The sequence below is a fragment of the Acinetobacter sp. YH01018 genome (assembly GCF_013420295.1).
Classification (GTDB): domain Bacteria; phylum Pseudomonadota; class Gammaproteobacteria; order Pseudomonadales; family Moraxellaceae; genus Acinetobacter.
This window is the reverse complement of record NZ_VOYL01000019.1, coordinates 41909-54199: the sequence shown is the minus strand read 5'-3', so window position 1 is coordinate 54199 and position 12291 is coordinate 41909. Positions and strand designations below refer to the sequence as shown.

At 44.9% G+C, this 12291-nt stretch carries 9 protein-coding genes; 8 read left to right on the top strand and 1 reads right to left on the bottom strand.

The window, feature by feature from the left end:
- Positions 1-235: 235 nt before the first annotated feature.
- From FTT83_RS08660 to FTT83_RS08625, 8 genes are all read left to right on the top strand, one after another.
- A complete protein-coding gene (locus tag FTT83_RS08660) occupies positions 236-1255 on the top strand; it encodes a sulfate ABC transporter substrate-binding protein (protein ID WP_180043060.1) in 1020 nt (339 codons plus the stop codon).
- 311 nt (positions 1256-1566) lie between these two features.
- Entirely contained in the window at positions 1567-2490 is a 924-nt protein-coding gene (gene rsmH, locus FTT83_RS08655) for a 16S rRNA (cytosine(1402)-N(4))-methyltransferase RsmH (protein WP_086197217.1), read from the top strand.
- On the top strand, positions 2490-2822 hold the full coding sequence (gene ftsL, locus FTT83_RS08650; protein ID WP_180043059.1) for a cell division protein FtsL: 333 nt from the start codon (positions 2490-2492) through the stop codon (positions 2820-2822). Before rsmH ends, ftsL begins: the two co-directional genes overlap by 1 nt.
- A gap of 14 nt (positions 2823-2836) precedes the next feature.
- Positions 2837-4663, top strand: a complete 1827-nt coding sequence (gene ftsI / locus FTT83_RS08645; protein ID WP_180043058.1) for a penicillin-binding protein PBP3 — start codon at positions 2837-2839, stop codon at positions 4661-4663.
- A gap of 10 nt (positions 4664-4673) precedes the next feature.
- Positions 4674-6170 (top strand): UDP-N-acetylmuramoyl-L-alanyl-D-glutamate--2,6-diaminopimelate ligase, encoded by a 1497-nt coding sequence (locus tag FTT83_RS08640; RefSeq protein ID WP_180043057.1) that lies wholly within the window; start codon positions 4674-4676, stop codon positions 6168-6170.
- A gap of 9 nt (positions 6171-6179) precedes the next feature.
- Positions 6180-7589, top strand: a complete 1410-nt coding sequence (gene murF / locus FTT83_RS08635; protein WP_180043056.1) for a UDP-N-acetylmuramoyl-tripeptide--D-alanyl-D-alanine ligase — start codon at positions 6180-6182, stop codon at positions 7587-7589.
- Positions 7590-8708 (top strand): phospho-N-acetylmuramoyl-pentapeptide-transferase, encoded by a 1119-nt coding sequence (mraY, locus tag FTT83_RS08630; protein WP_166168573.1) that lies wholly within the window; start codon positions 7590-7592, stop codon positions 8706-8708.
- Between the two features lie 81 nt (positions 8709-8789).
- Positions 8790-9593 (top strand): putative RNA methyltransferase, encoded by an 804-nt coding sequence (locus FTT83_RS08625; protein WP_180043055.1) that lies wholly within the window; start codon positions 8790-8792, stop codon positions 9591-9593.
- 53 nt (positions 9594-9646) lie between these two features.
- Here the strand turns inward: FTT83_RS08625 and ponA are convergent, their stop codons facing one another.
- Entirely contained in the window at positions 9647-12175 is a 2529-nt protein-coding gene (ponA, locus tag FTT83_RS08620) for a penicillin-binding protein PBP1a (protein WP_180043054.1), read from the bottom strand.
- Positions 12176-12291 lie beyond the last annotated feature (116 nt).

Genomic DNA, 12291 nt, shown 5'->3' with positions numbered 1-12291 from the left:
AAAATACAAAATAATTCGGTAATATGATCCATCGAGAAGCCTTGTTTTATAACATTTTGTATTGAGAACCAATATGTTATAAATTCAGGGCTTTTTTTCTACTCTTTTTTATATCGAACTCAGGTTAAGTAGAAAAACCTTTTATCTTAATCGGTTACGCCTAAGTTTGATGAATTGCGGATTATGACTTTATTTCATATAGTTAGCATTAATGAAGATAATTGATCTGTATGTCATGAAAACTCAATTTAAAGCCTTATTCAGTGCAGCATTGCTTGCTACCGGCATGGCTTTTACTGCAACTTCTGCTCAGGCGGCAGAACGTGAATTTTTAAATGTATCTTATGATGCAACGCGTGAATTTTATGAAGAATTCAACAAGTCTTTTGGTACTTACTGGAAAGAACGTACCGGCCGTACTGTCAATTTTAAACAGTCGCATGGTGGTTCAGGTAAACAGGCACGTTCCGTAGTGGATGGCCTAAAAGGCGATGTGGTGACTCTGGCTCTGGCCAATGATATTGAAGAAATCGTCAAGTCCGGCCAGATTCAACCGGGTTGGCAAAAAGAGTTCCCGCATAACTCTGCGCCTTATACTTCCACCATCGTGTTTATGGTGCGTAAAGGTAATCCAAAGCATATTAAAGACTGGTCTGACTTAACCAAACCAGGCGTACAGATTATTACTCCGAACCCGAAAACAGGTGGTTTACCACGCTGGGTATACTTGTCGGCTTGGGGGTATGCGCTGAAACAACCGGGGAGTAATGAGGCCAAAGCCAAAGACTTTGTCGGTAAAATGTACCACAACGTTAAAGTGATGGACTCGGCTGCACGTGCTTCAATGACGACTTTCGCGGAACGTGGTATTGGTGATGTGTTATTGACCTGGGAAAATGAAGCTCTGGTGACGCAAAAAACTTTGGGCAAAAACAAGTTTGAAATTGTCTATCCATCCATGTCTATTTTAACTGAACCATCAGTTGCTATCGTGGATAAAACCGTCGAGAAAAACGGTAACAAGTGGTTAGCCAAAGGTTATATTAATTACTTGTACTCACCATTGGGTCAGGAAATGGCAGCAAAATACTACTACCGTCCGCGTAACCCGGAAGTGTTAGCAAAATACTCTGCTCAATTCCCTAAACTAAAAACCTTTACCATTGATGAGGTATTTGGTGGTTGGGCTAAAGCACAACAGACCCATTTTGTGAATGGTGCGATTTTTGACCAGATTTATAATAGCAAACGTTAATTTTGCGTGATCTAAAAAGCCAATCATCTGTGATTGGCTTTTTTATTTTGAAGAAGGCATAAATTTAAAAAAGATGAGTGGTAGTTCTCTATTTTTATTGGTTCAGCAAAGTTTGGCAGATTCTAACAAACAATAAAGAGAAGAATTGGGTTTTTAAAAGAATATGCATTCACAGCAAAATTTGGTTCAATATTCCTAAAAACGGTTTTCTCTATGAAAAGTAATATTTCCCTACAAAAAGTCGTTTGGAGCTTTATCAAAACAAGGTAATAATGTGCAGTTACATTTTTCCTAGTATTGATTGAACCCTTATGTCGCATATTTCTGTATTACTTCACGAAACTGTTGATGCCTTGTTGGCAGATCGCAATACAGGAATTTATGTCGATGGGACTTTCGGTCGCGGCGGTCATACCCGTTTATTGCTGTCTAAGTTAGATGAAAATGCACGTGTTTATGCCTTTGATAAAGATCCGCAAGCTTTGCAAACAGCGGCACTTTTGGAACTGGAAGATTCACGTTTCAAGATTATTCATGCCAGCTTTGCCGATTTAAAGCAGGAGCTGGAAGCATTGGGTATTGACCAGGTGGATGGGGTGATGGCGGATTTAGGCGTGTCATCGCCACAATTGGATCAGGCGGAACGTGGCTTTAGTTTTATGAAAGATGGTCCACTGGATATGCGTATGGATAATTCGCAAGGTCCAACGGCGGCCGAGTGGCTGGTGGATATTGAAGAAGAAGCCTTGGCAAATATCATTTTCCAGTATGGTGAAGAACGTTATAGCCGCCGTATTGCCAAAGCCATTAAAGCTGCCGGTTATATTGAAACTACGGCTCAACTGGCAGAAATTGTCAAAGTTGCCCACCCGAAATGGGAAAAAAACAAACATGCGGCAACCCGAACTTTTCAGGCCATCCGTATTGCCATTAATAAAGAATTAGATGATATTGAAGCTTTCTTGCCACAGGCTGTGGAAGTTTTAAAACCCGAGGGACGTTTGGCGGTGATCAGTTTCCATTCACTGGAAGACCGTTTAATTAAACAATTTATTCAAAAAGAATCGACTTTAGCGGAAGATACTAGTTGGGGATTACCACAAAAGCGGGAAGATACCCGTCGTTTAAAGAAAATTTCCCGAGTCCGTGCCAGTGAAGAAGAGGTGAAGGCCAACCCTCGTTCTCGTAGTGCATGGCTTAGAGTTGCAGAGCGCTTAGCTTCAAAAGGCGAATAATGAAAACTGAAGTTGTTGAAAAGAAAACTGACAAAAAACCGATGAAAAAATTCATCAGTTATATCATTTTGCTGATGTTGGTCTTTGTCAGTGCAATCATGGTGGTATTTCAAGTGTTTGAATATCGTCATGACTACCGCGAACTCAGTTCTTTTATGCGGGAAAGGGATGATCTGAATGCAGAGTGGGGTCGTTTGCTGATTGAACAACAAACTTTTGGTGCGACGGCACAGATTGGCACGCGTGCAGTAACGCAATTGCGCATGTATTCGCCTCCTGCAGCACAGACGGTTGTAATTGCTTTACCAATGACTTCAAAAGATAAAAAATAGGGCTAGCTGTAATTATGGTGGACAAAAGAACAACACAGGCAACACGCAAAAAGCAGCAGCCAATTAGTGAGAAAAATGCCCTCAGTGTAGACATGTGGCGTTTTTATTTGATGTGGAGCGTGGTTTTACTCTGCTTTTTAGCTCTGGTGAGTCGTGCATTTTATGTGCAGGTGATCAATAAGGACTTTTTACAAAACAAGGCCAATGCCAATATTTTAAGAACTGAAAAAATCAAGGCGATGCGTGGCGTCATCTATGACCGTCATGGTGTACCTCTGGCTATCAGTACGCCAGTGATGAAGGTGGTGATTGATCCGCGTGACTATTTTGAAACCAAAAAACAGTTTGACGAGATTACTGCTGAACTGGCCAAAGATCCCAATAATCGCAAACTGAAACGCCAGTTACCCGATAAAAACCTCAATTTGGATGAGCTTGCTGATGCAGTGGGCATCGACCGTGCCGAGCTGAAAAAGAAAATGAACGACAAACCTCGTTCACGTTATCTGGTGCTGCAAAAAGAAATTCCGCCCCAGCAGGCGGAACTGATTGCCAAGCGTGAGTTCCAGGGGGTTTATACTGAGAAAAACTATAAACGTTACTATCCGCAGCCGCAGCCCAATGCGCAGATTATTGGTTTAACCAATAGTGAAGGCGTGGGGATTGAAGGCCTGGAGATGCAGCTGAATAAGACTTTATCTGGTCATGATGGCGAACAGCAGATTGTGCGTGATAAAAAAGGCAACCGTTTTAAAGATCCTGAAATTATCAAGGAAGTCGAAGCTGGGGAAAATATCACCTTAAGTATCGATTCACGGCTGCAATATATTATGTACCGTGAGTTGACTGCTGCCGGTGTGGCCAATAATGCCCGCTCTGCAACCGCGATTGCGGTAGATGTCAAAACTGGTGAAATTCTGGCCATGACCAGCTGGCCTTCATATAATCCCAACGATAAAAAGAGTCTGGCCAATAAAGATGCCATGCGTAACCGCGGTGCCGTGGACTCGTTTGAGCCGGGTTCTACCATGAAACCGCTGACGGTGGCGATGGCGCTGGAAAGTGGCAAATATACCGCGAACTCTATCGTCAATACTTCGCCGGGCAGTATGCGTATTGGTAACCATACCATCCGTGATACGCATAACTATGGCGCACTGACCCTAGGCGGCATCATCCAGAAATCTTCCAACGTGGGTGTGGCAAAAATTGCCTTGTCACTGCCTTATGCAACTTTACCGACTTTCTATAAACGCGTAGGTTTGGGACAGCGTTCTGCGGTGAAATTCCCCGGTGAAAGTGCGGGTCTGATTTTGCCGCCAAGCAAATGGAATGTTTCGGAAGTGGGCACCATGGCCTATGGCTATGGCTTGAATGCGACGGTACTGCAAATTGCCGATGCTTATGCCATGATTGCCAATAAAGGGGTCAAAGTCCCTTTAAGCTTATATAAATTAGAACAGCCACCGAAAGGCGAACAGATTATTGATGCAAAAATTGCCGATCAGGTTTTGCTGATGATGGAAGCTGTGACCTTGCCGGGTGGTACAGCACAACAGGCGAATATTCCAGGTTATCGTGTGGCAGGTAAGACCGGTACTGCGCATAAATTGCGTGCAGACCGTAAAGGTTATTCAGATAGTGAGTACCGTGCGCTGTTTGCCGGTATGGCACCGGTCAGTGATCCGCGTTTGGCGATGGTCATTGTGGTGGAAAACCCGAAAGGACAATATTACGGCGGTTTGGTGGCCGCGCCAGTGTTTGCACGTGTGATGCAGGAATCCTTACGTTTGATGAACGTGCCTTTAGATAAACCTTTAGATACTCCCAAAATCCAGTAACAGGTGATAAATGTCGATTACATTTCAAGATATCTACCATACTGAGAAAACCGCTGGATGGATGAGCAAGCCATTCACTGGCTTTAGTTTAGATAGTCGTAAAGTTGACGCAGGGCAAATTTTTATTGCCCTGACTAGTTTTTCTCAGCCTGAAAAAACCTTGCAGTTTGCCCAATCGGCTTTGGCAAGGGGGGCTCTGGCTGTGGTCAGCGAAACAGAGTTAGGTCTGGAAAATAGTATAGTGGTAGCGAATGTCCGTCATTTGATGGGACAGTGGCAAAAACAGTATTTACAAGCGACCAAAGCTGTAAATGCCGCGCGCATTATTGCAGTGACAGGAACCAACGGTAAAACCACCATCTCGCGTTTAATTGCTGAACTGCTGATGTTGCAAGGCAAGAAATGCGCCGTGATGGGAACCACCGGTAACGGTATTTTACCGAATCTGGAAGCCTCTACGCATACTACGCTGGATGCTTTGCAGCTGCAAAATGCCTTACATGAATATGCGCAGGTCGGTGCTGAATTTGCAGCGATTGAAGCCAGCTCGCATGGTCTGGAACAGGGGCGTTTAAATGGCTGTGATATCGAAATTGCGGCATATAGTAACTTGAGTCGCGATCATCTGGATTATCACGGAACGCTTGAAGCTTATGCTGAAGCCAAGTCGCGATTATTCAAATTTTTGACTTTGAAAGTAGCTATTATCAACATTGATGATGAACATGCACAGATCATGATTGACGCTGCCCAATCAAATCCGACCCAACCGAAAATCCTTACTTACTCAACCACTCAGACAGCTGACTATCAGGTTGAAAATATTCAATATAGTTTAAACGGTGCCTACTTTAAACTGATCACTGCGGATGGTGAATTTGAAGTCAATAGCCCATTGCTGGGTCATTTTAACGTAGAAAATCTTGTAGCAAGTCTGATTGCTGCACAGCAGGCTGGCTTTAAGCTGACTGATTTGATTGCAGTTGCAGCACAACTGAAAGGTGCGCCGGGTCGTATGCAGGTCATTCGTGATGGCGAGCGCCTGTTTGTAGTGGATTATGCCCATACGCCAGATGCCCTGATTCAGGTACTGACCACCTTAAAACGCCATGTAGCGAAAAATTTATGGGCAGTCTTTGGCTGTGGTGGCGACCGTGACCGTGGCAAGCGTCCGCTAATGACACAAGCTGCCCTGGACCATGCCAATGTCGTGCTGATCACTTCAGATAATCCGCGCACCGAAGACCCAGAACAGATTTTTGCCGACATGAAAGCCGGAATTGATTTTTCAGCACATCGCGTGCATGAAATTCATGACCGCCGTGAAGCGATCAAATTTGCAGTGAAACAGGCTCAGGCAGGTGATATTGTGGTCATTGCCGGTAAGGGGCATGAAAACTATCAGGAAATTGATGGCGTACGTCATTGGTTCGATGATGTGGTTGAAGTGCAGGCGGCCATTGATGCACAGCATCACTCACCAGATTCAGCTTATCCTGTGCAATAGGAAACCATCATGCATACATCAACTACCAGTACAGTACCTTTAGAACCGTGGACAGCCGTACAGCTTGCTGAAGCCACCCAGGGTTACTGGTTGAATGAGAAAGTGCCTCAAGGCGCAATCAAACGGATTTTGACCGATTCACGCTTTGCGGAAAAAGGCGATGCTTTTCTTGCCCTGCAAGGTGAACGTTTTGATGCGCATGATTTTGTTGCCCAAGTGGCGGCTAAGGGCTGTGAAATCGCAATTGTTAGCCATCCGGTGGATGCTGATATCTGTCAGCTTGTGGTTGCCGATACCCGTCTGGCATTGGGACAGTTCGGGGCTTATCGCCGTGCGCAAAATTCACAATTGAAAGTGATTGCCCTAACCGGCAGTAGTGGTAAAACCACCACCAAGGAAATGCTCGGCAGTATCTTGTCACGTCTGGCACCAACCCTCATTACCCGTGGCAACCTGAATAACGATTTGGGCGTACCGATGATGATGCTTGAGCTACGTGCTGAACATCAGTATGCAGTGATGGAATTGGGTGCCAGCCATCAGGGTGAAATTGATTACACCTCAAATCTGGTACAACCGCATGTGGCTGGGATTATCAATATTGGTACTGCACATTTAGGTGAGTTTGGCGGACGCGATGGTATCTGTCGGGCAAAATCGGAAATTTATCGTCATATTGATAAAGCAGGCACCTCAATTGTTCCTGCGGCAGATGATTTTACCGATACGATTCGCCAAGCGGTGCAAACTGAGAAGGTATTGAGTTTTGGTCAAGGTGGGGATGTATATGCAACAGACATCGAATTGCAAGCACAATCTTCCCGCTTTACGTTAAATACCCCGCAAGGTGTGCGTCAGATCAATCTGCCATTTGCTGGTGAACACAATGTGCAGAATGCCACTGCCGCCGCTGCTTTTGCCTTGGCGATTGGTGTTGCGCTGGATGATATTGTGACCGGTTTGGAGCAGGCGAAAGGCGCGAAAGGCCGTTTGAACTTTATTCATACCGCAAAACATCTGTTTATTGATGATACGTACAATGCCAACCCGACGTCCATGCGCGCTGCAGCCGAAGTGCTGGCGCAGCAGGAAGGCGTTAAAGTGATGGTAATTGGTGATATAGGCGAATTAGGTGCAAGTGCTGCACAGCAACACTATATGCTGGGGCGTGACCTGGTTTCGGTACCGGGAGTTCACTTCGTGGTTGCTGTGGGTGAATTTGCTCCGGCTACCCAGGAAGGGGCACGCAGTACCCAGTATGGCAAAAAACTGCAGGCCTTCCTGACCCAGGCACAAGCCCTTCCTTTCTTACTTAGTTTAATTGAAACGCATCAACCTCAATCCATGAGTTTCCTGTTTAAAGGTTCTCGCTATACCCACATGGAAACATTGATGGCTGATTTGATGGAGAAACTCTAAATGCTGTTATGGCTATTTGAACATTTGGCGGGCTTTGACAGCACGTTTCAGGTGGTTCGTTATTTAACTTTACGTGCTTTGCTCAGTGTCTTAACCGCATTGACCATTGGACTGGTTTTGGGTCCGGTGATGATCCGTAAGCTCCAGGCTTTAAAATACGGGCAGGCGGTAAGTTCTTTTGCTCCTGAAAATCATGCCAAAAAAATGGGAACCCCAACCATGGGCGGGATTCTGGTCCTGCTGTCGATTGGTATTTCAACCTTGTTATGGGCAGATTTATCTAATCCTTATGTCTGGATTGTACTGGGCGTGATGGTGATTTTTGGTGCTGTCGGCTGGGCAGATGACTGGATCAAGGTACGTTATAAAGACAATGCCGGTCTGCCTGCACGAAAAAAATTCTTCTGGACTTCAGTGGCTTCTTTGGGTGCCGGTATTGCCTTGTATGTGATTGCGACCCAGCAGGCCAATCCTGTGCATACCAGCAATATGCTGGATCTGTTGATTCCTTTCTTTAAAAATCTGACCATTCCATTATCCGCTATTCCTTTAGGGATTGGTTTTATTATCTTTACCTATCTGGTGATTAACGGTGCATCCAATGCGGTAAACCTGACTGATGGTCTGGATGGTCTGGCGATTATGCCGATTGTTCTGGTTGCTGCCGGTTTGGGGGTATTTGCCTATCTGGCCGGAGATGTCCGCTTTGCCAATTATCTGCATATCCCTTATGTAAAATATTCTTCTGAACTGGTGGTGATCTGTGCAGCTATGATTGGTGCCGGTTTGGCTTTCCTGTGGTATAACGCACATCCTGCGCAAGTATTTATGGGCGATGTTGGCGCACTCTCGTTAGGCGCAATGCTGGGTACGATTGCAGTCATGGTTCGTCAGGAAATCGTGTTTGCGATTATGGGCGGGGTCTTTGTAGTAGAAGCCATTTCGGTGTTCCTGCAAATTGGCTCGCTACGGATGCGTAACAAACGTGTCTTCCTGATGGCGCCACTACATCATCATTATGAGAAAAAAGGTTGGCGTGAAACCCAGGTGGTAATTCGTTTCTGGATTATTACGATTATGCTGGTAGTTTTAGGCTTAATGACCTTAAAATTGCGTTAAGCAAATATTCGAAAAAAGCTGGCATTTGCTCCCACATCTGCCGGCTTTTTTATCGCCTGATTTCAGGCATTGGAGAAAAATATGAATCTGCTGATGTGTCCTGTCTGTCATGAAGTATTGAAACTGACTGGAAAAACATGGCGCTGTGTGAATAATCACAGTTATGACGTGGCCAAACAAGGCTATGTGAACCTGCATGTAGTGCAGCATAAGCACAGTAAGAATCCGGGTGATACACCTGAGTCGGTACAGGCGCGTCGTGCATTTTTAAGTGCCGGTTTTTATGCGCCTTTACAGCAGGCAGTGGTGAAAAAAATTCGTGAATTACGCATTGAAAATCTGCTGGATATTGGTTGTGGTGAAGGTTATTACACCAGTGCCATGCAGGCTGAAGTGCTGCAATGTGTCGGTGTGGATATTGCTAAAAATGCGGTTCAGGTGGCTGCAAAGCTCAATAAAAATATGACTTGGGTGGTAGGAACCGGAGCGACCTTACCGGTACTGGATGCTTCGATTGATTTATGTACAAGTCTGTTTAGTCCGATTCCGAAACCGGAAATATTACGGGTACTGAAACCGCATGCCTGTCTGATGGTGGTGACCCCGGCGGAAGAGCATTTATATGCCATGCGTGAGGCACTTTTTGCAGAAGTAAATCCGCATGAACCGCATAAATTTGTTACTCAGCTGCAAGATGCCTTTGAGCTGGTGGAGGAAAGTGTGGTAGATGCTCCCCTTACTTTGTCACAAGCGGATTTAAAGCATCTAATTGCCATGACGCCTTATGCCTATAAAGCCAAGCCAGAGCGACGTCAGGTGTTAGAGCAGAAAGATCAGTTTGAGTTAAAGGCCCAATTTCAGATTTATTTATTTAAAAAGAAATAAGCTCCATAAAAAAACTCCCTCAAATGAGGGAGTTTTTTTATCTGTCTAAAATTTTATTGAAATACATCAATCAGATTATCCAGCGCATCCGGTTTGCTGTTTTGTTTTTGCATATCTGGAGGATTTGCATTATTTGGAACCAGGATTTCTTCTCCGGGCAAGTCGTCAAAGTCGCTTTCCGGTGCCCGCACTGGGGCAGCAGGTGCCGGACGGTACAATGGACGAGCCAAAGGTGGAGAGGAGCGATCTGTCTGGACGGGTTCACCTATAGTAATCGTCTGGTTACGATTGGCTGGTGCTTTGGCATTTTTGTCAAAATGTACCCAGGCTGCTGGTGTACCTTTTAAGGCATTGCCCATAAAGTTGGTCCAGATTGGCAAGGCCGCAACACCACCGTATTCACGACGGCCTAGTGTAGTTGGTTGGTCAAAACCAACCCATGCTACAGTCACCAGTTTGCCATTAAACCCTGCAAACCAGGCATCTTTGGCGTCATTGGTGGTTCCTGTTTTACCGCCAATATCATCACGGCCAATTCTGAGTGCGGCACGTCCGGTACCATGCTGAATCACATCACGCAGAATATTGGCCATGTCATATGCCGAGCTTGATTTCAAGATACGCTGTGCCTGACGGTACTGGCTCTTTGTTTCATCCAGCTCAAGTTGGGCCAGCTGTTTTTCTTCTGGCAGCGTCTGATTGGTGACATTAATCACTTCATCATCAGGGGTCACGGGTTCTGCAGATGCAGTTTCTTCATCATTTTGATTGATGCAGGAAATACACGCATATTCCGGATTGCTTTGATAAATCACTTTGCCATAGGCATCTTCAATACGGTCAATAAAATGTGGCTGAATGCGGTAACCGCCATTGGCGAAAGTGGCATAGCCTGTAGCCATTTGAATAGGAAGAACTTGTGGTGTACCTAAGGCAATCGTGTAATTTCGCGGAATCTGATTTTCATGTAAACCAAAATCCATCAGTAATTGTCGGGTACGCTCGATGCCCACCGTTTGCAGCAGGCGAACCGATACCGTATTTCGCGATAAATACAGGGCACGACGTAATGGAATCATGCCAAGATAACGACCATCGGAATTTTTTGGTGACCATTTGCCAATAGTGATCGGACTGTCATTGACCATGCTATAGGGGGTCATACCACGTTCAAGTGCCAATGCATAAACAAAGGGTTTGATGGTCGAACCTGGTTGACGCCAGCCCTGTAAGGCACGGTTGAATTTGGACTGATAAAAATTGTATCCACCAACAATTGCTTCAATTGCGCCATTGTTCGGGTTTAATGCAATCAGCTGGCCTTGTGCTTTAGGAATCTGTACCAGTGCCCAAGAGGTTTTATTGTCATTCGGACGTAAGCGGATAATATCGTTTATTTTTACGATTTGTGCAGCTGTACGCGGAGCAGGACCAATGCTATTGGCATTTCGATAGGGAGCAGCCCAAGACATGCCTGACCAGGGCACAGTCACTGTAGAGCCATCTTGCATCAAAGCTTCAAAAGCATTTTTCTCGACTTTAACCACCTTGGCAGGATAGGTATTGGCATAAGGGATGAAATCGCTCAGTGGTTTGTCATGTGCCTCGGCACCTCTCCAGCCGTGTCGGCGGTCATAGGCTTCGAGACCTTCCTGTACAGACTGTTCTGCGAAGGCCTGACGCTGGCTATTGATCGTGGTATAAACTTTATAGCCAGAATCAATTGCTTGTTCACCAAACTTTTCCACCAATTCTGAACGGACCATTTCACCGACATAGGGATATTTGTTATTGATGCCGCGGTCTGGCATATCGAGGTTAACCGGTTCAGCAATGGCCTGTTTATACTGAGTCTGATTGATATAACCCAACTGCAGCATACGACCCAGAATCCAGTTGCGGCGTTCTAAGGCACGGCTAGGATTGACGACAGGATTGTATTTTGAGGGTGCTTTGGGTAGGCCGGCAATCATGGCCATTTGAGCAATACTGAGCTGATCCAGATTTTTGTTGTAGTAAATTTTTGCAGCTGCAGCAATCCCGTAGGCATTTTTACCCAAGAAGATTTTATTTACGTATAAGGTAAGAATTTCTTCTTTGGTCAGGTTCTGTTCAATTTTGCGTGCCAGAAAAATTTCAGTCAGTTTGCGTTTTAATGTACGTTCAGGGGTTAAATAATAGTTTTTTGCCACTTGCATGGTAATGGTGGAACCACCAGTTTGCACATTGGAGCCGGTGATGGTTTCACTCACCGCACGACCTAAACCTTTAAAACTGATGCCGCTATGTTCAAAGAACGATGAATCTTCTGCAGCAAGAAAAGCAGAGATAAAAGGTTTGGGAATCTGTTTGTATTCCACCGGGACAGATAACTTTCCGCCATACTCGGCAATCAGCTCATTATCTGCACTATATACTTGTAAAGGTTTTAATAATGGCGCCTTTTTTAAGGTGGTCATTTTAGGCAGGGATGGGGCAATATAGAGATACATACCATAAAATCCCATTGGAATTGAGACCAAAACTATAATTATGATCAAAAAAAATGGATGAACATGGCCCGAACAAGATAGCTTTTTCATAACAAGTAAGTTTTAATAAGAGCTAATGGCAAACTAATTGGCGGTCAGTATAGCCTTTACACATACAGATTGTTAGATGAGTTATTGTATCTGTATAAAATTATAGACCATCACTG

Excerpts from the sequence above, each read along its gene's own strand:
- rsmH (WP_086197217.1), top strand. The coding sequence starts at position 1,567 with ATGTCGCATATTTCTGTATTACTTCACGAAACTGTTGATGCCTTGTTG.
- FTT83_RS08640 (WP_180043057.1), top strand. The coding sequence starts at position 4,674 with ATGTCGATTACATTTCAAGATATCTACCATACTGAGAAAACCGCTGGA.
- FTT83_RS08625 (WP_180043055.1), top strand. The coding sequence starts at position 8,790 with ATGAATCTGCTGATGTGTCCTGTCTGTCATGAAGTATTGAAACTGACT.
- FTT83_RS08660 (WP_180043060.1), top strand. The coding sequence starts at position 236 with ATGAAAACTCAATTTAAAGCCTTATTCAGTGCAGCATTGCTTGCTACC.
- mraY (WP_166168573.1), top strand. The coding sequence starts at position 7,590 with ATGCTGTTATGGCTATTTGAACATTTGGCGGGCTTTGACAGCACGTTT.
- ftsL (WP_180043059.1), top strand. The coding sequence starts at position 2,490 with ATGAAAACTGAAGTTGTTGAAAAGAAAACTGACAAAAAACCGATGAAA.
- ftsI (WP_180043058.1), top strand. The coding sequence starts at position 2,837 with ATGGTGGACAAAAGAACAACACAGGCAACACGCAAAAAGCAGCAGCCA.
- murF (WP_180043056.1), top strand. The coding sequence starts at position 6,180 with ATGCATACATCAACTACCAGTACAGTACCTTTAGAACCGTGGACAGCC.
- ponA (WP_180043054.1), bottom strand. The coding sequence starts at position 12,175 with ATGAAAAAGCTATCTTGTTCGGGCCATGTTCATCCATTTTTTTTGATC.